This window comes from Vibrio sp. K4, from assembly GCF_051122595.1.
GTDB classification, from domain to species: Bacteria; Pseudomonadota; Gammaproteobacteria; order Enterobacterales; family Vibrionaceae; genus Vibrio; species Vibrio owensii.
In genome coordinates, this window is the sequence record NZ_CP178578.1 from 1,306,494 (window position 1) to 1,332,136 (window position 25,643).

A 25,643-nucleotide genomic window follows, 5' to 3' on the forward strand; every position below is an offset into this window, starting at 1 on the left:
GTTTTTAATGCTCAGCTACGAGCAGCATATCACATGGAGGAGATTGTAATAGGCTATCTACGGTACTTCCCATCCAGTAACGAGATGCGCTGCTTCTTCGGCAAGCACCAAGGACTAACAGCGTTCCTTTGTGTATTTTCACTGCTTCAACAAGGGCGAAGTCAGGGTTTCCTCTGATGAAGGTTAAGGGAACCGAGTTGAGGTTTTTATCTTTGAGAAAGTTCAATACCCCTTCTTTCTGGCTTTGCAATATTTCTTGACTGAATTCTGTCAAATATTCCGCGACGTATTGGCAATAAACAAGCTTGAAACTTTGTGCCAGAGTGTCAGAAAGACGCAATCCTGCTTGGATTATTGCCCGATCTATAGTGCCGCTTTCGTCGTCCCTGTGTAATGGATCTATCGCTCCGAGCACTAGGGTTGATGTTGACCACGACTTGTCAGTGAGTAAGAACAAGTTTTTGTTCTCGGTTATCAAAGCTGACATCAGCTCGTGCGATATATTGATACTCTTTGCGTCAACGAAGAGCGTGTTGTTATTACCTGACTCTCTGATCAGCTGTGAGATCCATTTCCGTCCGTCCAAGTGTATAAAATCTAGCTCGTATTTTAAGCCTTCTTGTTTCGCTATAAGAGCAATTTTTTCAAGCACTTGTATAGTCCAATTTAAGTATCTATCGTTTGTACGCTTGGCATCTCGCGCTTTATCACTAATGAAATCAAAAAAGGTGTGATCTTCGCTTCTACGATAATCCTCTCCATAAATCTTGATAGGCGAATTTGTCTTAGAGGCGTAAACAAGAGTTTTTATCAGCACCTTTCTTGATGGAATAATTGAAGTTTTCAGAAGCAAGTCCACAGTCGGCATGAGCATCTCCTATTTATGTCTATGACTTTTACCGTTTCTACTGTATTCACAAATCAAACGTTTGAAGCGTGTATCGCGTGACTTGTTTTAGTTTAGGAGAGAAAGAGTAACAGTGGTGCGGAAGGTGCATGAGGTTATCTTCTCGTAAGCGTTTGTAGGTAATCATCCTACATACACGATTAACGTGATTTCTGTAGTACGTTTAGCCTAGTTGAGTGTCAAACTCACTTAGGCAGATTTGTGGCTTCTCTTGTCCAAAAACTTGTTGGAATTTCTGTATTCGCTTCTCTTCCCCTTGCTGAGGTTTTAGCTGCAGAATTTGTTATACAAGGTTTATCCCAGCCGCTGGAAAAGAACCTAGAATATTACCTCTCGCCATTAGCTGAAGTGCCGGCTGAAAACCTTTCTATTAGCCAACTCAACACGCTGGTTAGGTCAGCGTTAAATCCTTATGGTTACTATCATTCCGAGCTCAGAGTTCAGAGACCAGAGAATGATCTCATCACGCTTGAGGTTGACGCTGGGGAGGTGATGTTGGTCAAAAAATCTAATATTGCTGTGTCGGGAGAGGCCAGTAATGATCAGGATTTCATCGAACTAATTAATCAAGCTCAACTTAAACAAGGTCAGCCGTTGCTTCATTCTGAGTACGACACGCTAAAGCGAAACTTGATTTCATTGGCTCAGCAAAAAGGTTACTTGGATGGGCGTTTTATTGAATCGTCTTTGGAAGTCATTCCCAGTTTGAATCAAGCCCATGTGAATCTGCATTTCTCTAGTGGTTCTCGCTACCAATTTGGAGAGCTGTCTGTTCTTACGTCGGGTATCGAAACAGCACGAATAGAAGCGATGAGAACGTTTGAACGGGGCGACGATTTTGACACTTTGAAATTGAGTCAATATCAGGCCGACCTCTCGAGTACTGATTGGTTTCGCAGTGTGATTGTGAAAGCGGATTTCGAGGAGATATCCGATGGTTATAAGGTGCCGATAGAAGTGCTCGCAGAGCCGAATTCACGCAATATTGTGCAGGTCGGTGGAGGGTATTCGACAGACTTGGGATTGCGCGCTTCGCTGAACTGGACCAAGCCTTGGTACAACGCACGTGGACACAGTTTTGAGGCACAAGCGTACGCTTCCAAACCGGAACAATCGCTATTACTTGGTTACAAAATTCCCACCCAAAATGTTCTAACGGATTACTACGGGATTCAGTTTGAATCTAAGCATGTCGACTATCGAGACACATCGAGTTTTTCTAATGATTTATCGTTTGAAAAACACTGGCAGTTAGACAGTGATTGGCAAAGCACCATGCACGTTCGTTATTTGCAAGAAAGTTATCGACAAGCGTCGGAGAATGACGAATCACAGTTGTTATTACCGGGGGTGACATTTTCACTGCTTGATCGCAAGAACGATCAATTAGAAGTAAAGCACCGTCACGTTTACTCATTGGAATACTCAGACCCTAATTTTTTCTCCGATTCTCGTTTGCTGCGTATTGAGGGCAATAGTGTTCTGTCATGGGATATTAGTGAAAAACACAAGTTTCACTTTCGTTCTAATGTCGGTATTAATGTCGCTGACACTTTGAGCGATATTCCATCCTCGTTACGCTTCTTTGCGGGAGGTGATGGCAATCTTCGTGGTTATGGTTATGAGTCTATCTCTCCTAGAGATGAAAATGGCGATTTAACGGGTGCCCGTTACATGTTTACTGCTGGGCTGGAATATCAATATCAGGTCTACCGCCAATTGTGGCTTGGAGCATTTTATGATGTTGGTGATGCCTTCAACGATAAGGTGGATTGGAAAAGTGGTACAGGCTTGAGTTTGATATGGAATTCAAAATACGTGCCCGTCAAAGTGGACTTTGCTTATGGTTTAGATGCTCCGCAAGGAGACCAATTCCGCGTTCACTTTTCGCTCGGAACGCAGTTTTAGCGGGCATTAAAAAGGCTCTCATCCTTGCAGATAGAGAGCCTTTTTAAGCCTTGATTGTTTAGAGTTCGAACTCACCATTCAGTTTCTTGAATATCCAGTTAGGTGCCTTATGCCATCCACCATAGTTTGGATTCTTAGTATGGATCTCATTCATTGATTGCCACTGAGTTTGGCCTTGTCCATCTCGAGATACTCGCCAAAACAGTTCATCTTGTTGTCGAGTTAAGTAGTGCATGACATGTTCTGCAAAGGCTCTGCTTTGGACCAACACACCAAATTCCATATTGAGGAAATCCGATCTTGGGTCGAAGTTTGATGAGCCGATATAAGTCAGCCGATCATCGAGTATCACCGTCTTGTTGTGATAATAAGTATCCGCATGGAAGTAATGGTCATCATTGTTCGCTTGGTTTTTGTACTCAAGTATATGGACGCCCTTATCTAACAGGGTTTGGCGATGCTCCTCGTAATAAGCCGGAATAAAGCCAGAATCATTAGAGGCAGACGAGTTCGTCATTAACGTGATGTCCGCTTTTTGCTCCATCAAGGTATCAATAAAGGCAAATTCACCATCACTCGGTACCACATAAGGCGTTGATATCACTGCTTTGGATGCAGTGGTTATTTGTTGCCAAACTTGGTGTTCTGCACGTTTTCTAAAGTAGGGTTTGTTGTTTTCTAACTTGTCTAATGAGTCGAAAACGGGGGTGACTTGCGTAGCAATGAAGTCGGGACTGACCAGTTGTTTTACCTGTTTTTCAACTTCAGCCAGAATGATGCTTTTGTCTTTCTCACCTTTATTAAGCGCTTTAGTAAACGCGGAATAGTTTGGGGTAACGTTAACGATGTTTTCTATTGGCGTAACATGCTCGCTGTCCCAAAGCTGTTGGTAGTTTTTGTCGAATGCTCGAATAATGCTGCCTTTGAACAAGACATCCATATCAAAGAAGTTGGCTTTGCGGCTGTAACCAAAATAGTCGTCGCCAATGTTACGTCCACCTAGAATCATCCATTGATGGTCGACGTTGAAGTACTTCTCGTGCAGACGATTGTCCAAACGTTGTTGATGAGTAGAGAAGTTGACGACGCGACCAATCCAGCCTGACTTACGTGAATCAAACGGATTGAATAAACGGATTTGAATGTTGTCGTGAGCACTGAGATCAGCCAGCCATTTCTCGTTAAACACCAATAAATCATCGAGAGTGAGTCGAACTTGCACGCCTCGATCTGCTGCTTGTTTGAGTTCATTGAGTAGCATCAAACCAAGCGTGTCACTCTCCCAAGAAAAGTAAGTCATATCGATGCTTTGCTGAGCGTTTCTTACCAGTTCAACACGACGAGCAAAGGCTTCTGGAGCGGTAGGAATTAAGTAAACTTCGGCTTGATGCTGAGTAGTTTGCCAATTGGCTTCAAAATCCGGTTCAACTTGAGGGTAGGGCTGGGCACAGCCAACCAACAGCGCGCCGAAGATAAAGAGTAGCAGAGCACGAATGGCGTTAGGAAACATGAGTAAACCTTCCTAATTATGTTCAAGGAATAAGGATGAAAAAAGCCAGCGAACTGGCTTTTAGGTATTCGGTAACGAGTTTTTAGTGACTGAAGATAACGTTACATGTGACTCAGAATCAGCCCAAGTTCCTCGAGACCATTGAGGCGACCTTGGCGCAGTTTTGGATCGATGCCTGAGTGATGAGCATTGTCCCAATCTTGCGTGGATTGAATACCGCCATCGTTATCGATCAGCAGTACTCGATCAGTCGCGCTGTTGTATTGGAAGTCTTCAAATAAACGCTCGCTAAACCACATACGAGAGAGCTCGTTCATCATCGCTTTGTCTTTGCTACCTGGGCGAACACTTGAACCATCAAGCTTTAATGCCTTATTAAACACAAATGGTAATTCCGATGCATTACAAGCGCCCACAATACAACTGATGCTTTTGAGTAAATCACCCACGTCGAGATCGCCATTTTCACCTTTTGTGTTGTAAGTCCATACGTTGAATCCAGGTTTGTAGTCAAAGTAGTAGAAGCTTGGCGTCGCTCCTGTTGCTTCTTCAATTGAAGCTTTATTACGGTTTGGACCCGTGAAGAGCAAATCATGCAACGTGGTTTTGAATTGCTGCATGTTTTTCGCCGCGCCATTCAGTTCACTTTCATCGTTAGGGAAAAAGTCAGCCAGAGCAAGTAACTCAGTGGTTGAATCGGAGTTCCCCAAACCGAAAAACAACTTAGTCATCGCCTCATAAGCGGTGTTAGGCAGCAGTTCCAATAAGTCAGAAAGATCGAGTTCAATCGAAGCGGAATCGCTGAGTAATGAAAGATATTCAGCGCGTAAACGGTTCAAGTTCGCATCCGATTCTAGCCACTCCACCATGTATTCGACGATTAAGGTTTCGTCACCACTTTCGATGATTTCTGGCGCTTCTTGGCTCAAAATATCAAGGATAGTTGGGATCAAAAATGTCAGGCTGGGCAGCATGCCCAGAGTATTGCTTTCTGCACTGTTTGAGCCAATTACCGTCGGTACGATCCATTCACTCTCAATCGCTTGTTCAGTAAAGTGATAGCCTGGTACTTCTTTCACTAGAAACGCTGGTGGGCGATGCTCGATGTAAGGCGCAAATGGCATCAACGTAGCTAATGGGCTGTTGTCGCGTGTTGGACTTATAACCGGAATATTCGCGGCGGTCAGTACCCAGTTCTTAAGACGTTGAATAGGATCTAGCATCTCGCTCTGTACCTTCATGACCTCTTCAAGTGATAGTAACGTTAGATCTTCAACGCTTTGCTCTGGTCTTTGGCTCTTGGCAACATCGTAACTTTTATATTCAAAGCCGTAAGCGTTGCTTTGCATGATGGCACGTTGAAAGTGCTCACCTGCGATTGCAGCATCGCCTTTTGATTGCTGTAAAATTCCCACCGACATGGCACCCGCACCTTGCCCCATGAGTGTCACGTTTTGCGGATTGCCGCCGAATGCATCTATGTTTTGTTGAACCCATTCAAGCGCGTGTTTTTGATCGCCTAGGCCAAAGTTACCACCCTCTGGGTTGTCCAAACCATCGACCCAAACACTGCCCAGCAAGCCCAAACGATAGTTAAAAGTAACAGCAATAAACGGGTTACCATCGTCAGCACCTTGCGCAACCACCATATCACCATGAATCAGCGGTTCTGAGCCTGCGCCGTATTCAAAGTCTCCACCGTGAATAAAGACATAAACTGGCAAATCTGCGTACGCTTCTGTCCCGGCAGGTCGCCAAATGTTTAGGTTCAAACAATTTTCTGACTGCGTTTGTGTGGTGGTTTTTAACTGCGGACACGCATCACCGAACTGAGTCGCATCAACATCGCCTTCAAGTGGAGCAACAATGCTGTGCTGAAAGCGGTCTGCTTGCGCAAATTGGATACCTTTGAACGTCTCTACCGCTGCCAGCTTTTCATCCTCATCAAGAGGCGTGATGACAAGGGACTCTTTAGTGGCCTGAATGGTCGCATCACCAATTTCCAAAGAGATTTGTTCTGGTGGTAACGGTTGTAATGGCTCTGGTTCGTAAGGAACGCTAGGTTTGCTTGAATCATCACTACAGGCAGCTAAGGCAAGAGTGATGGTAATGGCTAAAGTTGAGCGATTGAGTAAAGTCATTGTTATGTCCAAAAAGTCATTTGGTGCGTACACCGAAAATGTTAAACGGCATCTAACAAGCGACGTCCTGACGCTTTGGTATTAATCCGTGAATGGTTGGATGGCTTGTTGTATTGATGGCTCAAATGGTAGGGCATCGGTGACAGTTTCAATAATCGCCTTTGTAGGATGCAGTCCTACCATCCAATGGCCTACCAATGTGTTATTTCTAAGTGTGTTATCTCTTTGTGCGATTAGAAGCGATAACCCAAGTTCAAGGTCAGTGAGTCACGTGTTTCGCCTTTGTTGTAAAGCATGGTCAGGTTGTAGTTCTTGCCGATTTGCTTATTGAAGCCTGTCAGGAATGCCCACTCGTTAAGCTCGACACCGATGTCGTAATCGAACTCGATATCACCGGTTTTTACTCGGCCATCCATACGAGAGTCCAAGCCTTGATATTCAGCACCGACAAAGAACTGGGTACGGTAGTCGACTAACTGATAACCAAGCATCGGTTGAACGGTAACAATGCCGTCACCCCAGTCATCCAAGCCTTTTAAACGTGTCTGAGAGTACGTGCCAGTCACAGAAGCAAAGAACTCTTTGTAACCAACCGAGAGTGTTGTACCGACACCGCGCAAATCGTATTCAAGGTGAATTGGCACGTTCAGTCGCCCGCGATTACATAGGGCAGACAAACCATCACAAAACTTGTCGCCTAAGCCCGGTAGACGATCATTAAGCTTGTCTTTTAGATACTGGCCACCTTCGCCTGTGTATCCCGCATCCACGTTCGCATCGACATTGATTTTGCCGACGTAACCAAACACGTTCCAAAAAGGGAGGATGTTCACATCACCACGAACACTGAAACTCTCTGCGTTCACAATCCCGACGGTGTCTTCTGGGTCGAATAGGTCGTTTAGACGCACGCCATCAATAGTGAAGTCATTGAATGGGATGTTCATATCTTGGTTACGGTAAGCCATTGATACACCAAACGGCAGCGGTAAATCGATGCCTTGTCGACGCACCATATCGCCCATTAATGGGAAGATACGATCAAGTTTTACACTGGCTTCTTGCATGCGTGGGTCAGAAACTTCGTTCAAGCGCTTCTCATCCAGCACTTGCACACCAATGTCATCCTCATAGATGGCAACAGGTTTAAGAGTGCTGACCATTTTCAGTGGTTTGTTTTTGCTTGAGCCAACAATTTCTGTGTGTTTGCTCGCAATCACAAGTTTGCCAGAATCCAACTTTTGAAAGCGGATCTCTTGATGGTACGTATCCACCTTGTATTTGTGGTGTGTGAACGGCTTTTCGTTAGTGATGACCATGCGTTTTGGTTCACCGTTAACGAGTTCGATATCGACGCTTAAGAAACGGAAATAGGCGATGTCTTGTGGAAGCCCATATTTTGAGTAGTTGAAGCTGACAACGACATTGCCGTTTTGATCTTCTTTTGCTCGCACCGATGAAGAATCAAAGCTCTCTGCGTAATTACGCAGGCGATATTCTGTGCGCGTGAAGGCTTCGATTTCATCCAACACTTTTTCGTTCTTATCCAGCTCTTCAGGGTTGTATTTGATGCGTAAATCGATATTGCCCTTGCTGTCGGTGTTCTTTACAAGGAACACCGAAGAGTCACGGACCTCGTTGCCGATTTGAACCGTTCGGTGAGCATGCTCTACCAAGTGCTCGCCTTGCACTAGAGAACTGATGGCCAGTTTCGGTAGATCATGGCTGATACCGTATTTGTCGAAGAGCTGGCGACCTTGTTCCATTACTTCGTTGTAAGTTGTCTCTTCTGCGGCGAAGCTAAAAGTGGGGGTAGTAAGCATTAGTGCGCTCGCTAGAACAGTAAGAGAAGATGTCTTGCTAGCGCGTATTTCAAAAAAACTCATGACGATTTCCACTCTGAATAGCCTCAGACCTTCGAGACTCAGACAGTTAATGTGTCACTGAACTTCTTGTTCAGTTGGATAGATGTGTTTGCTGTGATTGATGTTGTGAATGCCGTGTTTTTAATTGCATTTCGTAAATCAATGAGAGGATTTTATGGTGGGTAGAGAAATCCCGTTAATCGCTTTTGATGGATACTATCCTCGCTTTATGGGTGAGGCAGGAATAGGGCAGTGAACAAAGCAAAAAGCCCCGCAGAGCAAAAGCAATGCGGGGCTTTAGTTTCAAGAGCGGAGGTGACGCTTAGGCCGTGACGCGAATACGGAACAGGTCGGTAAACAACTTGGCAATCATCAAAATGATCATAATGTTTACCAGCATCAGCAATGGTGTTTCAATTCGATACGCTGGGGTTAAGTTGAGCGCACCCGATGTCAAAACAACCAATAAGTTAATACCTAGGATTCTATGTACCATTAGTTTTGGTGTGGAAAAGACCTTCCAAATCACGATGATGTTGATGAAGTAGAATAAGGCAAGTTGCCATAGCTCGGTCATCATTGGCATTAAGAAAATATATTGCAGAAGGATTACCGTCCCCGTGCCTATTACTCCAAAAAAAGCATCCTTAATAATACTCGGAGGCATGGTAGGAACGAGTGATGAGAATACACCGGCCAGCATAGGGAAAATGAACCCTCCGGGCACAGGAAGGTAAATCCAGATCAGCAGCGACGTCACGAACATGGAGACACCTTGCAGTACCTTTCTTCTGTCTTCATTCAAATGCTGGATGAAGGTCCGATGCTCATGATGCCAGACAGTATTGTTATCGCCTCGCATGACAAAAGGGACGTCGCCAACAAACGATGTACTCGGCTTTTTAATATCAAAGCTTTGAAGTTGCTGTGCTAACGTCGACCAATCAATCTCATTACGTTTCGGCTTGTCGGCTTGTTCTAGCAATCGGTCTTGGATCTGTGCCATCTCATTTAAACGCGCGCGCCATAGCTGACGATGCTCTTTTAAATGGTAGCTACCAGTGAGCGGCAAGCTGATCAGTTGGTACAGTTTCTCTATGTTAGTCGTATTGGTTTCCAGTGCTTCGATATCAATGTGGTGAGGGTTATTCATGGCGTTAAGCATTGCCTCACGGCTTGTCTCAAAACGCTGAATGAAGTTTTGTTCCGTGTTTACTGGCCACACTAAGCGATACACAACCGAAAAGGTGATCACGCCAAGAATCGTCTCCTGCATACGAAGGACGGCGAAGTGAAATGTTGCTTGATTATCAAAACCACCCATACAGGCGACAATTGAGCACACTGCAAAACCGATGGTAAACACATAGCCGTACTTCTCGTCGCTCGACATAAATATGCACACACCCAAAAACAAGGTGAAGAAAGTGAGGAACAAAAAGCGGTCTTGAGAGAACATCGCGATAAGAAAGAAGGCATAACCGATGCCCAATAAGGTTCCCAGCAATCGGTTATTACCTTTGTTTATCGAGTGTGCGAAGCTTTCGTTCAATGCCATCACCGCGACCGCAATCGCCGCCCAGTAAGGTTTCTCCCATTGAAACCATAAGGCAAGGCAGATCGCGATAACGATAGAGAGCGCAGCTTTGATCGCTTCTTTGGTAGAGGCGCTGAACATAACAATCACCGAATTATTTAATGATTTTGATAGAAGCCGTCATACCCACGCGAAGTTGCAGATCGTCTGGCAGTTCATCCAGTTTTACTTTGATGGGAATACGTTGAGCCAATCGAATCCACTGGAAGTTCGGATTGACGTTTGGCAGGAGGTCGTTGCCTGTGCTGCCATCTTGCTTTGCAATACCGTAGCCGATGCTTTTGATTTCACCTTTTAGTTGCACATCGTTGTGCATCATCAAGGTTACGTAAGCGGTATCTTCAGGATTGACGCCTACCAGATCTGTCTCTTTGAAGTAACCTTCTATCCAGAAGCTGTCTTCATCAATTAGGGCTACGACTGGAGAATTAGCGACCACTTGAGAACCGACGCGTAAGTTCAAATTAGTGATGTAACCATTCGTTGGAGCATAAACCTTAGTGTAATCAAGGTTCAGTTTGGCTTCTTCAACATTGGCTTTCGCAAGTTCTACGTTGGCCACCGCTGTTTCTACCGCATTGTTTAGGTTGTTCAATGTCAGTACTGGTACTGCACCTGGTGTGCGTTTTTCTAACTTAAGTGCGCGCTGCTCTTCGTTTTTTGCCTTTGCTAACAGAGCGACTGCTTGCTTTTGAGTCGCCAATGCTTTGTGGTATGCCGCTTTATAGATACTAGGGTCGATCTCAAACAGTAAATCGCCTTGTTTCACTTGAGAGTTGTCTTCGACATACACGTTAATGACTTGTCCTGTCACACGCGGCGTGATTGAGACAATGTATGCACTGACTTGACCGTCTCGTGTCCAAGGGCTGCTTGAGTACGACTGGTAATAGCTGAAAATCACACTGCCAGCGGCACAAAACAGTAGCAATGTGATGAGATAACGTTTAATCACGGGGTTTGCCTCAAAAGATGGTAATGAATCGACCAATAACGCCAGTAAAAATCACAATTAGGCTCAGCTCTGCGAGTGCAGGAAATGCAACGTATTTGTGGATCCCCAGTTTTGTAGCAATGGTTCCGACCAAAATGGTGAGCATGTAAGCCAATGCAATAACCAGCAACAAGGGTGGGAAGTAAACTTCGCCCCACACAAGTTCATGTGGCATTGAGTTCATGGTGTTTTTCTCTATTAACTTGATGAATGGAAAGATAAAGCAAATGATGGCATCCGTGATAATCGCTTTTGGAGGATCTAATCCATCAAACGAAAGGTGTTATGCGCTATATAGAGGGAATGATGCAACCAAATCGTTTTTTGGAGAGCGAAAACAAAAATAAAATTATTTTGCGATTTATCTGGTTTCTATTGCAGAACACTAAGTTATTCAATTTTCGACAATTATTTTTCAATGTTTGCGTTTGAATATGCGAAGTGATGGTTTCGTCCTTCAAATGGGATTACGAGTTGTGAGTTTTTGTTCCTAATATTCGCTTCGAAGCAAACGAGATGCTTTTTAAATTAAATAATCCAACAAATATGAGTGACAGATTATTCGTTAGATTATTTGAGTTTTATATTTATTAGTAAGAGTAAAATTGTCATGGAAATTATTTCTAACCTTTTTGACATGGCACCATTTGTTGCTCTCTTTATTACGCTCTCTCTCGGTTATATGGTTGGTAAAATTACCATTGGTCGATTTGTTCTTGGCGGTGTTGCCGGAACATTATTAATGGGTGTAATTATTGGGCAATTTGGTGTTCATATTGATCCCGGCGTAAAAAGCATTTTCTTTGCGCTCTTTATTTACGCAGTAGGGTATCAAGGTGGTGCGCAGTTCTTCAAAGCATTGAACTTTAGAACCATCAACATTCTACTTTCTGCCGTGGTTATGACGGTTTCAGGTCTGCTTTGTGTGTTAGCGGCAGCTTGGATGTTTGATCTAGACAGAGGTACGGCAGCAGGCCTTGCAGCTGGTGGTTTGACTCAATCGGCAATCATCGGTACAGCGGGTGATGCGATCGCACGTCTTGGTGGTGTGACAGAAGAAGCGAAACACCTAATGCAGACCAACGTCGCAGTAGGCTATGCAGTTACGTACATCTTTGGTTCGCTTGGTCCAATTCTTATGGTGACATGGGTATTCCCAACACTGATGAAGTGGGATATCCGAGCAGAAGCGATTGCTCTAGAAGAGAAAAACTCAAATGGTAAGCGCGATCTTGCGCCGGGTGAATTCAACGCAGTAACCGCGCTGGTTACACGAGCATTTAAAGTGAGCAAAGATGGCGGGCTAGCAGGCAAAACCCTAGCTCAGTTAAACCAACACGCTCTAGCTGCTTGTATTGAATTGATTCAACGTGATGGCAAAGTGCTAGAAGTGGACAAATTCACAGCACTGAAAGAAGGGGATGTCATTGTTGTAACAGGTCGCCGTAATGCGGTACATCAGCTGCAAGATGGTTTGGCTGACAATGAGATTGCACTTCCTGAAGGCTATGAAGTTATTGAAGAAAACCGTCAACTGATCGCTGACAACCGCAAGCTGATTGGTAAGTCGCTGCAAGAGATCAAAGAGGCTTCGAACCAAGGTTCAATGCGCGGCATTTATGTGACGGATTACATTCGTGAAGGCAGCTCTATCGAAATGACGCCGGATCTTGTGGTGAAGAAAAACGACGTCATCCAGCTTACAGGTACAGCAAAAGACATTAATCGCGTTGAGAAAAACATCGGTCAACGCATGGGCTCTGCAACCATGACGGATTTCATTGTGCTTGGTATGGGTATGGTGCTTGGTCTATTGATTGGTCTTATCAGCTTTAAGATTGCAGGTATTCCCGTCACCATCGGTTCTGGTGCTGGTTGTTTGATCTCAGGTTTGATCGTCGGTTGGTTGCGTAGCCGCAATCCCCACGTTGCTCAGTTCCCAGAAGGTGCGGCGAACTTCATTCGAGATTTCGGTTTGGCAGCATTTGTGGGCATTGTTGGCCTAGAGGCAGGCCCTCAAGCGGTCGACACCATCAAAGAACACGGCATGTCTCTGTTGTTCCTTGGTATGGCTGTGACCATTATTCCTCAATTTATTTCGTTCTTCTTCTCATACTTTGTATTGAAGATTAAGAACCCAGTTGAAGCACTAGGTTGTGTTACAGGTGGACGAAGTGCAAACCCAGCATTCGCGGCTTTAATGGAAAAAACAGGCAACGCAACGCCAGTATTCTCATTCACCGTGACTTATGCAGTCGCCAATGTACTGCTTACCCTATGGGGTCCAATTATTGTCGGCATTATTACTTTAAACGCAGGCATGTAATTTAAATAAATTCGAACACGCTTATCGCCTAATTAAATAGGCGATAGGGGAAGTATTATCAAAATTTAAGTAAATAATAGATTCAGGTAAATATTATGACTACGCAAAACACAACAATTGATTTTTCAAAATTTGCAGATTTAAGCCCATTTGAATTAAAAGATAAACTAATTGAAGTGGCACAAACTGTTCCTGACCGCGCGTTATTAGATGCTGGTCGTGGTAACCCTAACTTTCTAGCGACGCTACCACGTAAAGCGTTCATTCGTTTGGGTGAATTCGCAGTATTGGAAGCTGAGCGCACTTACTCATACCTAGATGGTGGCTTCGGTGGCATTCCTGATGGTGTGGGCATTGTTGAGCGCTTCGACACGTTTGCAAGCAACAACAAACAAGACCAAGGCGTGCAGTTCTTGGAAAAGTCGCTGAGCTACGCAAAAGACCGTTTGGGTCTAGAGAAGCAAGCATTCTTGAATGAACTGGTTAACGCATACCTTGCATGTAACTACCCAGTGCCACCACGTATGTTGACGAACATCGAAACCGTTGTGAAGCAATACATTGCAGAAGAAATGTACGGCCCAATGCCAATGACAACAGACTTCGATCTGTTTGCCACTGAAGGCGGCACGGCGTCTATGACGTACACCTTCCAAACCATGTTCAACAACGGCCTGCTTAAGAAAGGTGACAAGGTTGCGCTAATCACTCCAATCTTTACGCCTTACCTAGAGATCCCAGAACTGAGTGAATACGAACTGGAAATCATTGAGCTGCGCCTAGATGAGACAACATGGCAACTGCCGATGTCTGAAATCGAAAAGCTTGCAGATACAGACATCAAACTGCTTTGTGTCGTGAACCCGGCAAACCCAGCGTCTGTGAAGTTCTCGGATGAAACTCTGGATAACCTATCAAACTTCGTGAACAACGAACGTAGCGACTTGTTCATTGTGACTGACGATGTATACGGCACATTTGCGGACGACTTTGTATCACTGTTCGCGAAACTGCCATACAACACGCTTTGTGTTTACTCGTTCTCTAAGTACTTCGGTGCAACAGGCTGGCGTTTAGGCTCGATTGCGATTCAACACAACAACGTGTTTGACGATGCAATGCGCAGCCTTCCTGAAGCGCGTCAACTTGAGTTGGACGATCGTTACAAAACGCTGACTCCGGAACCTCGTGAGATTAAGTTTATTGACCGTATCGTAGCAGACAGCCGCAGCGTAGCACTTAACCACACAGCAGGTTTGTCTCTTCCTCAACAAGTTCAAATGGCACTGTTCTCTTTGAACTGCTTGATGGACTCAGAACAAAACTACAAAGAAGCATGTAAACGCATCATCCGTGAGCGTTACAAAACTCTGTACAAAAACATGGGTGTAGAAATTGAAGAAAACAAAGATCGTGTGGACTACTACACACTACTTGAGCTCGACACTTTGGGTGGCAAATTGTACGGACCAGCTTTCGTTGAATGGTTCAAAGCGAGCGAGAAGGGCAAAGACTTCCTGTTCCGCCTTGCGCATGAAACCGGCGTTATCCTACTTCCAGGCCAAGGCTTCGATGTAGTGCACGCATCAGTTCGAGTTTCGTTAGCAAACCTTACTCACCACGAATACGAGCTTATCGGTCGCGCAACACGCAAAGTGTTGGATGAGTACTTCGCTGAGTTCCAAGGCTAATTAATCCAGCCTGACTAAGAATAAGCCTCGGCGTTGTCGAGGCTATTCCGACCAAATAAGCACAGTGTGCGGCATTGTGTTTATTTAGTCGCCAAGCTAACAAACTTCCCAATTAAGAGTGACTTATGAAAAGCATTATTTCTATTCAATCTCATGTGGTTTATGGCCACGCAGGAAACAGCGCTGCAGTATTCCCAATGCAGAGAATGGGCCTCGAAGTCTGGCCAATCCACACGGTTCAGTTCTCAAATCATACGCAATACCAACAAGGCTGGACGGGACAACGATTCGGCTCTGACGATATTCGTTCATTAATGCGCGGTTTGGACAATATTGAAAAGCTCAGTGAATGCGGTGCGGTACTGTCCGGTTATCAAGGTAGCGCAGAGCAATGCCGCGCCGTCGCTGAAGCCGTCAGTTTAGTTAAATCGCGTAACCACAGCGCGCTTTACGTGTGCGACCCCGTGATGGGTGATCCAGATAAAGGCTGCATTGTAGAAGACGGCGTCAAAGAAGCGATCTGCCATAATTTATTGCCCATCGCTGATGTGATTGTTCCAAACCAGTTTGAACTGAGTGAGCTAACAGGCGTGAAAATTGACTCCCTTTATGATGCGGTCACTGCATGCAAAAAAGCCCTAGAGCTGGGACCAAAGATGGTATTGGTGAAACACCTGCATGCGCTAACAGATGATGCCTTCAGTATGATCTTAGCGACACCAAAAGCGTGTTATTTAGCTCAACGCCCAAGTATTGAATTTGACCAACAACCCGTGGGCGTTGGGGATTTGATTTCTGCAATTTTCACTTCTTGTTTAGTGAAGAAGATGTCTCCTGTCGCTGCATTTCGTCATGCTCACAATGCGGTTTATGGCGTATTAGAGATCACCAAAGGCTATGGCACATGGGAACTGCAGACGATCAACGGCCAATACGAATTTGTCGAGCCGACGCATGAGTTTAATGTCGTGAAAATCGCCTAGTGCTACGGCCAGATGGATACGTACAATGATGATTAGAAGCTAAGCGTGACGTTATGAAATCTGGGCGTCACTGAATTGATGGATAGCGTCCTACATCTGCGATTACAGCGTTTTGAAGCGCTTAGCTATAGTACCTCCACACAACGAAACGGACTTCATTTTGACCCATTTAACTTCAAACTGAGTCTCTGGTCATACGCCAGAGAACATTAAATGAGACTGACTATGAATCGTTTAATTTCCTCTGGTGTAACGATAGCACTCTCGCTGTTAGTAGTGGCTTGCAGTTCACCCCATACGCTGGATGTCCGCGTTTCTCCAAGCAACTATAAAGATGTTGAAATCGCAAATTCAGTACCGACAGAACCGCTTCGAATGTGGGCCAATGAGGCTCCCGATTTTCTTTATTCGGCACATAATCAAACCACACCAATCAAAGTAGAGGGTGAACAACTCAATATTTTGGCCTTATCGGGTGGTGGCGTAAACGGCGCTTACGGTGCAGGCGTTTTGATGGGCTTACAGGAAAAGGGTGAGCTGAAAGACTACGCCATCATTACTGGCATTAGCGCGGGTGCGTTAATTGCGCCATTTGTTTTCATCGGTGGTGATGCAATGCCAAAGATGAAAGAAGTCATGCTCAACATCAACGACAAAAGCGTCCTGGGTAAAAAGAACTTTTTAAACACACTGTTTAAGGACGCGTTTACCGATGGCGAGAACCTCTATGACTTCATTGCGAACGCTTACCCTGAGCCAATGATTGAGGCGATGGCACAGCAACATCGCAATGGTAAACGCCTCTTTATCGGCAGTACCCATTTTGATTCAGGTGAATTAGTAATTTGGAACATCGGCGCGATTGCGAATAGTGACTTAGCGGACAAATCAGAATTGATCTACAAAGTGCTTGCCGCAAGTGCATCGATCCCTGGTGTTTTCCCTCCACAATTTATCGATGTTGAACATGATGGGGAGACACTTGAAGAGTTACACGTAGATGGTGGGCTTGCAGCACAGGTGTTCTTTAATCCGTCTAACTTCGACTATCAACAGATCTCAGAGGCTCTGGGGTTAGAAAAAGCGCCTCAGCTAGATGTGATTCGCAATGGTGCATTGAAAGCGCCGTATCGACCACTAAAAGACAAAGGTTTGGATTTGGTCTCAAAAAGCGTCTCAAGCCTTACGTTAGCGCAAACTCGTGGTGATCTGTATCGAATGAAATACATCAGTGAAATCAACGATATTGAGATGCAGTTTACTTACATCGACCAAGACTTCGGATACGCCAAAGTGACGAAAGACATGTTCGACCAACATTACTTGCTAACGATTTACGAATATGGATTCAAAAAAGCCACCCAAGGACAACTTTGGGTGACTGAACTCCCTTAATACAGGAAAACAACACAATGAAAAAAGCCGTTCTAACGTTAATGATGCTCACTGCTTCTGCGACTGCATTTGCACAAAGTGGTGCTCACCTTGACCAGCAAAAAGTCGACAGTGATATGCAGCAACTGTCTGCAATCAAAGAAGAAGGTGCAGCTTTTATCATGATTGATGAGAACTCGAGTTACGTAGCAGTCGAGTACGTGGGTAAGTGGGAAGAGATCAACAACTATGTCTCACACAAAGAAGCAAAGCAACGCAAATTGGAAAAAGTGAACAAGCAGTTTGTGTATTCGCAAACGGGTGAAACGCTAGCGTCATTAGAACAGAAGATCGTTGACCACATTCAAGCTGACCAACCTAAGTATTTCAGTGTGGATGTTTACCGCGATTATCATGGTGACTCGGGTGAATTTAACTATTTGGCTCGCGTTGTTGAGTACAACTAAGATGGAAGAAACCTACTGACTTTAGTAGGTTTTTTGATGTCGTCGAGAAGGAATTCAAAAGCAGCTTGTTACCGTTACCGAGTAGCAATTCTACTATCTTGTGATAATTTAATTAGATAACTCTAAAAAGTAAGCACAACCTATGAATTTTAGTTTTGAACAACTTCTCGCGTTCGTGACCGTTTATGAACAGCTTTCATTCAGTAAGGCGGCGGTCAAACTCAATAAGCACCGAACTACAATAGGGCAGGTGATCACCAATCTTGAAGACCAACTTGCGGTTAACTTGTTTGAACGCGTTGGTCGTTCGGTAGAGCCAACAGAAGATGGACACCATCTGTACCACTATGCTAAACAAACCATCGAACAGGCTCGTACTTTCGATAAAGTCGCACTGAGTCTTTCTTACGGTGGATTAGAAAGCGTTAATATCGCCTATTCTAGTGTGATTCCGCATCGTGCTTTGGTTGAAATTCGCCAGCAATTGTTACGTGACTTTCCGTTAATGCGAGTGAACTTCTTTGTCCGGAATAAACAGGACATCAAAAAGGGGATCGCTAGTGGTGAGTTCCACTTCGGTATCGTGAATGTTCATGATAGTCAGGCGATGCACAGTTTTGATGCCACCTTCCTTGGGCATTTCGAGTTTTTCCCTTTTGCACAAAAAGGTGGAGCGCTGTCTAAGTTGAAGAAAGATGAAGTCTTAACCGCATTGAAAAGCAGCAAGCAATTTGTCTTACGCTCATTTATCGAAGAAGGCATGGCGGAGAAGATCATCGTTAGCTCTGATAACGAAGAAGTCGATCAGCTTGCCCTCGTGATAAAAATGGTCGAAGCGGGCTTGGGTTGGGCGCTACTGCCTAAAACCTTTGCTAATACTGAGTTTGCCAACCATTCGATTGAACCTGTCGAATCTGCCGAGATGCTTGAAGGGTTCAAGTTTGGTTTTGCACTATGGTGTCCACATTCCAAACAGGTTGGTGATATCAAGCAATCGCTAATGACCGTGATAAATAACTATCGTCAGCGATTCGAAGACAGCCTTCGTCGCTGATTCCAAAGACTCATTTCATTCCAACAAGGCTCATTTCGAGCCTTGTTTTCGTTTTATCCGACTCAAAATATCCGGCTTCAAATTTTGAAGGATCACACCCTCTATACGAGAGTATGGGATATCACTATTTTGCCTTAATCTAGCCTTGCGAATGGGGTTACCCAGAGCAAAAAGTGTTTTATCTATATGTCTGCTGCACGGATGCAGAATTTTCAGCCGGGTCGTTACTGCCCGGCTTTTTTTATCTGAGGATTTATTATGAATCGCCAACGCCAAGGTGCGTTACTTTCTACATCCGTCTTATTGGCATTTCCATCTTTCGCCTCATTTTATGACCCAATTGACGGACAATTTGATATGGGGCATTACATCGCAGAAAACGCCCATGGATTTTTGCCTATTCCCATTTTGATTACTGAACCTGCCGTTGGTTATGGTGGTGGAGTTGCAGGACTGTTCCTCCATGAAACAGAAGAAGAGAAAAACAAGCGCAAGCAAGCGGCACTAAAAGCGATTGATGGTGGTGCGCAACTTGTTCCTGCTGCAATGACCGTTGCTGGCGCTTTAGGGACAGAAAATGGCACATGGTTTGTCTTTGGAGGACATCGTCATTCATGGCTCAAAGACCGCGTTCGTTACATCGGTATTGGTGGCTTTGGGGTTGCAAATCTGGACTTGTATAAACAGTTATCGTTTGGCCCAATTCAAAAAGACTTAAGATTTGGCACCACCACCTCGGTTGCCGCGCTCTCACAAAAGGTGCAAGTACGCATTGCAGACACGCCTATCATGGTTGGCGTAAAACAGTTATTGGCAAAGTCTAAGGTTGAGTCGGACAACAAACTCGTTGAGACCATCATGGAACTGACATTAGGGGACGAGAATTTCACATCGGGTTTGGGATTAGAGCTAGAATACGACACCAGAGATAACCTCTTTTTTCCAACCAAAGGCGCTAGGATCAGTGCCGATTATATGCTCTACGATGATGCCATCGGCAGTGATTACAACTATCGTAATCTCAATCTAGAGGGGGAAGGTTTCATTCCTTTGGCTGAGAAGTGGACACTTGGTTTAGCAGGAAACTACCAGCGCTTCGAACAAGATGACCTAGTTGTATCTCCAACGGCAAAGCCTTATGTATCACTACGCGGTGTCTCCTCTTACCGTTATCAAGGGGATGAAATCGAAGCGCTACAAGGTCAGCTCACTTACAGCATTACTCACCGTTGGAAAGTCTCTGCTTTTTATGGTGAAGGTAAAGCGATTCAAAAAGAGTCTGAAGAAAAGGAAAGCAAAGTAAAAGCGGGTGGCGTCGGTTTTCGTTATCAGATCGCTCGTCGCTATGGATTGCATTTAGGAATGGACTACGCGGTGAGCGATGAAGAAAGCGCAATCTACGTTAATGTGGGCAGCGGATTTTAGAAAGAAAAAGAGCCGTACTCTTAGACTGAGAAACTAAGAAGTACGGCTCTTTCAATTTGAACAATGATTTAGATAGCTAAGCTCTAGGCTAGGAACCAAGGAGCTAGGAGACGATACTCATTAAAGAGTAGTAATTACGTCATCCATGTTTAGACGCGCTTTTGGTAGACCGTGGTTGTAGTCTTCGCCGTCTTTGTGGTAGCCGATTGCTAGTGCAACTTCACATACGTGACCGTCTAGTTCTGCTTTGAACTCTTCGCCGATCAGTGTTGGGTCAACACCTTCCATTGGAGTAGAGTCGATACCTAGACGCGCTAGTGTGTGCAGTAGGTTACCAAGCGCGATGTAAACTTGCGCTTTAGTCCAGCCGCCGTTGTAGCCGTTCTCATCTGTGTTTGCTTCAGCAAATGCGTAAGCACCCATGAACATGTCGTACATGTCTGCTGGTAGGTGACCAGAAGTCACTTCAGCATCAACACGCTTCGCGAATTTCTCTTTAGTGAATTTTGGATCGTACGCTAGCAGAATAGTGTGAGACGCTGCTTTAGCGTGCGGTTGGTTGAACTGGTGCATGTTAGCAAACGTGTCATGGAAACGCTGTTTCGCTTCGTCGCTCTCAATTACGATGAATTTCCAAGGCTGAGAGTTGATAGAAGACGCAGATAGGCGGATTGCTTCTTTGATGATTGCCATATCTTCTTGAGAGATGCGTTTCTCTTCGTCGTATTTTTTAGCTGTGTAACGGTTGTTTAGGTCTGTAATGATTTGATGAGACACGTTTATATCCTCTTAATATTATTAGACAAATGAGGATGCGCTTAGCATCGACAACCATGCGTACCTCGAAAGTGAGTCCATAATATCGACTTTTATCGAATTGATAATACGTGTTTCGTTTAAATCACTTTCTATTTTTTATTGAAAATCGAATTTGAACGCCTATAAGGCAGGTTGGAATTCTCCGTACGCCGACGTTCAGAAACCGCAGAAACCACCAACGAGCTTGGTAGGATTATCAAATTACATTCATAATGAAAATAGATAAGTTGGTTGGAGGCTAGGGTATGAACGTAATCGAGGTATTTAACGACAGCTACGAACGCTGCGTAATCCATGAGGACTTCTTTGATTTGTTCTATGAGAACTTTTGGTCGAAAGGTGAGAACTTCAGACAAAAGTTCGATGGCGTGGACATGAAAAAGCAAATCCGGATGCTTAAAGGATCTATTGTGTTTGTGATGATGGCAGACACCTCAACGGACGCTCGTGACATGATGCGTAAATACGGCAATAAGCACGGACACAACAATATAGGCGTCGCCCCTGAAGATATCGATGTCTGGTTTGAAAGCCTGTTAGAAACCGTCGCCCAATGTGATCCTGACTTTGATGAAAGGGTAGAGTACGCGTGGCGTCACTGCTTTGAAACTGGATTGGCAATTATGAAGAAAGAGTGCAGCGATGCATAAGTCCAATCAATGTTGAATTCGTAAAGGGAGTAGAACACAGCTACTCCCTCTTTTCTTTTTCTACTTGCTTCTATCGCGACTGCTAGTCTTACTCTTTCCCTTCTTCCGACTCTCCCTGATTTTTCTTCACTGCTTTGGCGATATCGGAGACTGCTTCGACGAGATTAATCGGCATCGGGAAAATGATGGTCGATGTCTTGTCTGTGGTGATTTCAGTGAGCGTCTGCATGTATCGAAGTTGCAACGCATTAGGTGCTTCGTTAAGCATTTCTGCCGCCTCTTTTAGCTTGTTGGAAGCTTCCAATTCACCAGTTGCGTGGATGATCTTCGCACGGCGGTTACGCTCGGCTTCGGCTTGGCGGGCAAGGGCGCGCACCATGCTGTCGTTAAGATCAACGTGTTTCACCTCAACCGTTGCTATCTTGATACCCCAATCGTCAGTTTGCTGGTCGAGAATGGATTGCAGATCTTTGTTGAGGCGTTCGCGTTCAGAAAGCAACTCATCCAGTTCATGCTGACCAAGCACAGAACGCAACGTTGTCTGTGCTAACTGGCTGGTGGCATCGCTGTAGCTTTCAATATTGTTGATTGCCATTTGTGGGTCGACAACTCGGAAATAAACCACGGCATTGACTCTAACCGATACGTTGTCACGGGTGATCAAATCTTGAGTCGGAACATCCAATACGATGGTGCGTAAGTCGACACGAACCATTTGTTGAATGAAAGGAATTAAGATGATCAAACCCGGTCCTTTCACTTCTTGGAAGCGACCGAGGAAGAACACCACGCCGCGCTCGTACTCACGCAGCACCTTGAACATTTGCGTTGCCAGTGCAACCAATAAAACAATGATAACGGCAACAGTGTAGAGCATCATAAGCGCCTCCTATTCCTTAGGGCGGTCACTGGGTTTCACGGTTAGGGTCAACCCTTTTATGGTTACCACGGTGACGTGGTCTCCTTGTTTGAGCTGTGCGTCAGCCTTGGCTTGCCACAAAGCACCATCCAGTTGGACAAGCCCTGTTCCATCTACAAAATCATCGCTCACAACGGCGAGTTTACCCGGGTAGGTTTCTAGTCCGGTGGTGGCTTTTTTGCTGCGAATTTTAAGAAGCAAGCCAACGGTAATCACGATTAAGCCAGCAGAGAAAACAGCGATACCAATGATTAGTGGCAGAGCGATTTGGAAGCCGGGGATGTCGCTATCCATTAGGAAGATCGAGCCGAGAACAAACGCAACGACGCCGCCTAAGCCGAGTATGCCAAAGCTCGGGTTAAAGGCCTCAGCAATCATCAGAGCAATACCGAGCAGCAGTAACCCTAAACCAACGTAATTCACTGGCATCATTTGTAGGGCATACATGGCGAGCAACAAGCATATCCCTCCAAGCACACCTGGTAAGCCGATGCCAGGGTTGTAGAACTCCAATAACAGACCGTAAATACCAATCAGCATCAGGATGTAAGCCACGTTGGGATTGGTGATCACCGCCAACATCTCGGCACGCCAGTCTGGGACGCGCTCCACCCAAGTTGGGTTATCTAACGTCAGCATATGCGGCTTGCCGTTCACTTTGACCTCTGTGCCATTGATGGTGGTGACCAAGTCTTCGGGCGAGTTAGCAATGTAATCAATAACGTTTAACTCTAGCGCTTCTGAAGCGTCTATGTTTGCAGCTTCGCTGACAGCTTTCTCTGCCCACTCTGCGTTTCTGCCATGCAAGCGAGCCAAACCTTTGATATATGCTCTGGCGTCATTAATGACTTTCTTTTCCATTGCGGTTTTGGCGGGTACTTTATCGGAGTTTTTACCTGATGATTCATCATTCGATTCGTCATTGTCTTTGTCGTCGGCACTAGAAGGTTGCTGTGGTGCGCCGCCAAGTGAAACAGGCGTAGCTGAGCCTAAATTGGTGGCTTCTGCCATCGCTGCGACATGACTAGCCAGCAGAATGTAGGTGCCTGCGCTGGCTGCCCTAGAGCCTGATGGACCAACCCAAGTTGCAATGGGCACGGAAGAGGTGGTGATGGCATGAATGATGTCTCTCATTGAGCTATCAAGTCCGCCGGGGGTATCCATTTTTAGAATGATGAGGTCGACGCCGTTTTGCTGAGCCTCTTCAATCTCTCGCGACAGATAATCACTCAGAGCAGGACCAATCGCGCCTTTGACTGGCAATACCCAAACGGTGCTTGCTAACGCTTGGCTGGCAAACAAGAGTAGAGGAAGAAGCCACAATCGTATCTGTTTCATACAGCCCTCCTTGTGTTACCACTGGGACTTATCAAAACACTATTTAAAGTATAGATACGAGAGGGAGGGAGAAGGGAATTAAACAACGTTTAATAACGTCAAAGAATTCACTGTACAGAATTTTGAATGAAAGTGGGCCATACAAACTTTTCACGCTTCTATGGGTACTTTGAGATAGGTTGGTTTTCATTGATAACCGCCTATCTGAAGCTTTTGAAACTGCTATTTTTTAAGTCTATGCATGTATTGCTCATTGGTTTGGCAGATGTGTTCTGAGACTGGTTCATCTATTACTGGGTTTAGATTTACCAATAGGGAAGCGTTGTTGTCGCAAATGGTTGTGAGCGATCCTGTTTGCGCGCTCCAACCTTTCACTCTCCAGTCATTGATAATGTTGTGCAATTCACTCTCTGAGGAGGCAGAGCCGAGGGCGCCTGAGAGAATATTGTAGGCATTAATGAGCTTTGCTTCTGCCATATACTGTGTTTGTTTTGTTGTTTCTATGTACAAGTAGGCTGACGTTATCCAACCTGAGAAACTTAGTATTACTACTAATATGGTCAGCGGGGCTATTGTTAAAGATTGAGTCGGCATACTGTGGTTACCCCTTCGTCAGTCAAAATGCGTTTGAGTTTATCCCTGCCAAATTTGCAAAGCGTGGTTACTGAGCCAGTTTGTGCTGTCCACTTATTTTCGAACCAAAACTCCATGCTTGCGATAATGTCTTCTTGAGATTTATCTTCCTGAATCGCTTGAGCCACGATGTTATAGGCGTTTTCGCTCACCATACTTTCTAAATGATCTCGCTGTTCTTCCATATAGTTATAAAGCAGAAAGCCTGAGAAAAACCATCCTGAAAAAGATAGGGAAAATAGGAAGATAAGTTTCTTTCTGTTCATATTATTAATCCTCAATAACGTTTTTATTTATTTTGCGAAGAGTCTTTGTTTATTCTCAGAAATTCTCTGAGTGAGCCTCGACACAAAAGAGCACAGAATAATATTAGAGAATGGCGTGGACGTTATAGTCACATTGTTGCGTAGCGTCACCTTGCCGTTTTATTTCACGTACTTGCGTGCGGACATCATTGATTGGGTGATGTCCGTTTTTTATGCATTAATATGTGTCCTTTCTTTAATTCAAAGTGTTGGTTTACAATGTCTGCGGGTATTCCTGTATTTCGCATGACCTTATTAAGGTTGATGCTGTTGTCGAAAAAGACATTGTGCTCTAGCTCCGAGACAGTGATTTGGCGCCCTGGGTTATCAAATAAATAGGAAATAAACCGAAAATTTATACTGCCATTACGAAAACTGATGACCTTTTCATCGTTTAACCATAATGAGTAATCTTCTTTATCTAACCTAAGCTCATTTTCTTTAACTTGAATCTGAAGACAAATAAGTAAGAAGAAAAGGCTATTCAAAAGAAGTAAAAATGGAAATAACACAGCACTTCTCCATTTGACTTGATATTCAACTCGGTGAGTTTTTTATTGAATCGGTTACGGATGTGTCACAACGATAAGTGATTTGAGAATAATACGTGAGTCATTTTGTACTATTTATAATCTTATTTAATGTAATTTAAACTTATTTAATCACTGTCGCGTAGGATTAGCGGTGCCACTTTGATTTTGTGAAGTTGCATTTTCTATAAACAAAGAAATTCACTT

20 protein-coding genes are annotated in these 25,643 nt (G+C 44.6%); 9 read left to right on the forward strand and 11 right to left on the reverse strand.

Features of this window, described 5'->3' with window-relative positions; translation table 11 throughout:
• Positions 1-4 precede the first annotated feature (4 nt).
• Positions 5-868, reverse strand: a complete 864-nt coding sequence (locus ACLIIY_RS23510) for a universal stress protein (RefSeq protein ID WP_434528602.1) — start codon at positions 866-868, stop codon at positions 5-7.
• A gap of 240 nt (positions 869-1,108) precedes the next feature.
• Between ACLIIY_RS23510 and ACLIIY_RS23515 the strand changes: the two genes are divergently transcribed.
• The gene (locus ACLIIY_RS23515; protein ID WP_434528603.1) at positions 1,109-2,815 is read left to right on the forward strand and encodes an autotransporter assembly complex protein TamA; all 1,707 of its coding nucleotides are present in this window, start codon (positions 1,109-1,111) and stop codon (positions 2,813-2,815) included.
• A 58-nt stretch (positions 2,816-2,873) separates the two neighbouring features.
• On the opposite strand, the gene ACLIIY_RS23520 is transcribed toward ACLIIY_RS23515, so the two are convergent.
• The 6 genes from ACLIIY_RS23520 to ACLIIY_RS23545 form a co-directional block, all read right to left on the reverse strand.
• Positions 2,874-4,325 carry a phospholipase D family protein gene (locus ACLIIY_RS23520; protein ID WP_434528604.1) on the reverse strand — a complete coding sequence of 484 codons (1,452 nt, stop codon included), beginning with the start codon at positions 4,323-4,325 and terminating at the stop codon, positions 2,874-2,876.
• A 101-nt stretch (positions 4,326-4,426) separates the two neighbouring features.
• Positions 4,427-6,466 (reverse strand): carboxylesterase family protein, encoded by a 2,040-nt coding sequence (locus ACLIIY_RS23525; protein ID WP_434528605.1) that lies wholly within the window; start codon positions 6,464-6,466, stop codon positions 4,427-4,429.
• 233 nt (positions 6,467-6,699) lie between these two features.
• Entirely contained in the window at positions 6,700-8,352 is a 1,653-nt protein-coding gene (locus ACLIIY_RS23530) for a hypothetical protein (protein ID WP_434528606.1), read from the reverse strand.
• A 301-nt stretch (positions 8,353-8,653) separates the two neighbouring features.
• A complete protein-coding gene (locus tag ACLIIY_RS23535; protein ID WP_434528607.1) occupies positions 8,654-10,009 on the reverse strand; it encodes an FUSC family protein in 1,356 nt (451 codons plus the stop codon).
• A gap of 13 nt (positions 10,010-10,022) precedes the next feature.
• Positions 10,023-10,883, reverse strand: coding sequence for an HlyD family secretion protein (locus ACLIIY_RS23540; protein WP_104971803.1), 861 nt, complete (start codon positions 10,881-10,883; stop codon positions 10,023-10,025).
• 10 nt (positions 10,884-10,893) lie between these two features.
• On the reverse strand, positions 10,894-11,106 hold the full coding sequence (locus ACLIIY_RS23545) for a DUF1656 domain-containing protein (RefSeq protein ID WP_033005140.1): 213 nt from the start codon (positions 11,104-11,106) through the stop codon (positions 10,894-10,896).
• 426 nt (positions 11,107-11,532) lie between these two features.
• Here ACLIIY_RS23545 and aspT point away from each other — a divergent pair, with 426 nt between their 5' ends.
• The 7 genes from aspT to ACLIIY_RS23580 all read left to right on the forward strand — a co-directional run bounded on the left by aspT (position 11,533) and on the right by ACLIIY_RS23580 (position 20,242).
• Entirely contained in the window at positions 11,533-13,248 is a 1,716-nt protein-coding gene (gene aspT, locus ACLIIY_RS23550; protein WP_031781104.1) for an aspartate-alanine antiporter, read from the forward strand.
• Positions 13,249-13,343: 95 nt separating this feature from the next.
• Positions 13,344-14,939, forward strand: coding sequence for a bifunctional aspartate transaminase/aspartate 4-decarboxylase (locus ACLIIY_RS23555; RefSeq protein WP_434528608.1), 1,596 nt, complete (start codon positions 13,344-13,346; stop codon positions 14,937-14,939).
• A gap of 125 nt (positions 14,940-15,064) precedes the next feature.
• Positions 15,065-15,922: a pyridoxal kinase PdxY gene (gene pdxY / locus ACLIIY_RS23560; RefSeq protein ID WP_434528609.1), complete on the forward strand. Its 858-nt coding sequence runs from the start codon at positions 15,065-15,067 to the stop codon at positions 15,920-15,922.
• Between the two features lie 225 nt (positions 15,923-16,147).
• Positions 16,148-17,317: a patatin-like phospholipase family protein gene (locus ACLIIY_RS23565; RefSeq protein WP_434528610.1), complete on the forward strand. Its 1,170-nt coding sequence runs from the start codon at positions 16,148-16,150 to the stop codon at positions 17,315-17,317.
• A 17-nt stretch (positions 17,318-17,334) separates the two neighbouring features.
• Entirely contained in the window at positions 17,335-17,763 is a 429-nt protein-coding gene (locus tag ACLIIY_RS23570) for a hypothetical protein (protein ID WP_032801931.1), read from the forward strand.
• Positions 17,764-17,905: 142 nt separating this feature from the next.
• Positions 17,906-18,817 carry a LysR family transcriptional regulator gene (locus tag ACLIIY_RS23575; RefSeq protein WP_258640156.1) on the forward strand — a complete coding sequence of 304 codons (912 nt, stop codon included), beginning with the start codon at positions 17,906-17,908 and terminating at the stop codon, positions 18,815-18,817.
• A 258-nt stretch (positions 18,818-19,075) separates the two neighbouring features.
• Positions 19,076-20,242, forward strand: a complete 1,167-nt coding sequence (locus ACLIIY_RS23580; protein ID WP_434528611.1) for a BamA/TamA family outer membrane protein — start codon at positions 19,076-19,078, stop codon at positions 20,240-20,242.
• Between the two features lie 120 nt (positions 20,243-20,362).
• Here ACLIIY_RS23580 and ACLIIY_RS23585 read toward each other — a convergent pair whose 3' ends face one another.
• Positions 20,363-21,019, reverse strand: coding sequence for an NAD(P)H-dependent oxidoreductase (locus ACLIIY_RS23585; protein WP_005435698.1), 657 nt, complete (start codon positions 21,017-21,019; stop codon positions 20,363-20,365).
• 287 nt (positions 21,020-21,306) lie between these two features.
• Between ACLIIY_RS23585 and ACLIIY_RS23590 the strand changes: the two genes are divergently transcribed.
• Positions 21,307-21,711 carry a globin gene (locus tag ACLIIY_RS23590; RefSeq protein ID WP_277205569.1) on the forward strand — a complete coding sequence of 135 codons (405 nt, stop codon included), beginning with the start codon at positions 21,307-21,309 and terminating at the stop codon, positions 21,709-21,711.
• Between the two features lie 88 nt (positions 21,712-21,799).
• On the opposite strand, the gene ACLIIY_RS23595 is transcribed toward ACLIIY_RS23590, so the two are convergent.
• The 3 genes from ACLIIY_RS23595 to ACLIIY_RS23605 form a co-directional block, all read right to left on the reverse strand.
• Positions 21,800-22,591: a slipin family protein gene (locus ACLIIY_RS23595; protein ID WP_005435702.1), complete on the reverse strand. Its 792-nt coding sequence runs from the start codon at positions 22,589-22,591 to the stop codon at positions 21,800-21,802.
• 9 nt (positions 22,592-22,600) lie between these two features.
• On the reverse strand, positions 22,601-23,968 hold the full coding sequence (locus tag ACLIIY_RS23600) for an NfeD family protein (protein ID WP_434528612.1): 1,368 nt from the start codon (positions 23,966-23,968) through the stop codon (positions 22,601-22,603).
• Between the two features lie 575 nt (positions 23,969-24,543).
• Complete coding sequence (locus ACLIIY_RS23605) at positions 24,544-24,867, reverse strand: hypothetical protein (RefSeq protein WP_041060641.1); 324 nt, start codon at positions 24,865-24,867, stop codon at positions 24,544-24,546.
• Positions 24,868-25,643: the final 776 nt, after the last annotated feature.

What these genes read in the sequence shown, in the direction of transcription:
- ACLIIY_RS23510 (WP_434528602.1), bottom strand. Translation starts at nt 868, where the DNA reads ATGCCGACTGTGGACTTGCTTCTGAAAACTTCAATTATTCCATCAAGA.
- ACLIIY_RS23520 (WP_434528604.1), bottom strand. Translation starts at nt 4,325, where the DNA reads ATGTTTCCTAACGCCATTCGTGCTCTGCTACTCTTTATCTTCGGCGCG.
- ACLIIY_RS23525 (WP_434528605.1), bottom strand. Translation starts at nt 6,466, where the DNA reads ATGACTTTACTCAATCGCTCAACTTTAGCCATTACCATCACTCTTGCC.
- ACLIIY_RS23530 (WP_434528606.1), bottom strand. Translation starts at nt 8,352, where the DNA reads ATGAGTTTTTTTGAAATACGCGCTAGCAAGACATCTTCTCTTACTGTT.
- ACLIIY_RS23535 (WP_434528607.1), bottom strand. Translation starts at nt 10,009, where the DNA reads ATGTTCAGCGCCTCTACCAAAGAAGCGATCAAAGCTGCGCTCTCTATC.
- ACLIIY_RS23545 (WP_033005140.1), bottom strand. Translation starts at nt 11,106, where the DNA reads ATGAACTCAATGCCACATGAACTTGTGTGGGGCGAAGTTTACTTCCCA.
- aspT (WP_031781104.1), top strand. Translation starts at nt 11,533, where the DNA reads ATGGAAATTATTTCTAACCTTTTTGACATGGCACCATTTGTTGCTCTC.
- ACLIIY_RS23555 (WP_434528608.1), top strand. Translation starts at nt 13,344, where the DNA reads ATGACTACGCAAAACACAACAATTGATTTTTCAAAATTTGCAGATTTA.
- pdxY (WP_434528609.1), top strand. Translation starts at nt 15,065, where the DNA reads ATGAAAAGCATTATTTCTATTCAATCTCATGTGGTTTATGGCCACGCA.
- ACLIIY_RS23565 (WP_434528610.1), top strand. Translation starts at nt 16,148, where the DNA reads ATGAATCGTTTAATTTCCTCTGGTGTAACGATAGCACTCTCGCTGTTA.
- ACLIIY_RS23570 (WP_032801931.1), top strand. Translation starts at nt 17,335, where the DNA reads ATGAAAAAAGCCGTTCTAACGTTAATGATGCTCACTGCTTCTGCGACT.
- ACLIIY_RS23575 (WP_258640156.1), top strand. Translation starts at nt 17,906, where the DNA reads ATGAATTTTAGTTTTGAACAACTTCTCGCGTTCGTGACCGTTTATGAA.
- ACLIIY_RS23580 (WP_434528611.1), top strand. Translation starts at nt 19,076, where the DNA reads ATGAATCGCCAACGCCAAGGTGCGTTACTTTCTACATCCGTCTTATTG.
- ACLIIY_RS23590 (WP_277205569.1), top strand. Translation starts at nt 21,307, where the DNA reads ATGAACGTAATCGAGGTATTTAACGACAGCTACGAACGCTGCGTAATC.
- ACLIIY_RS23595 (WP_005435702.1), bottom strand. Translation starts at nt 22,591, where the DNA reads ATGATGCTCTACACTGTTGCCGTTATCATTGTTTTATTGGTTGCACTG.
- ACLIIY_RS23600 (WP_434528612.1), bottom strand. Translation starts at nt 23,968, where the DNA reads ATGAAACAGATACGATTGTGGCTTCTTCCTCTACTCTTGTTTGCCAGC.
- ACLIIY_RS23605 (WP_041060641.1), bottom strand. Translation starts at nt 24,867, where the DNA reads ATGAACAGAAAGAAACTTATCTTCCTATTTTCCCTATCTTTTTCAGGA.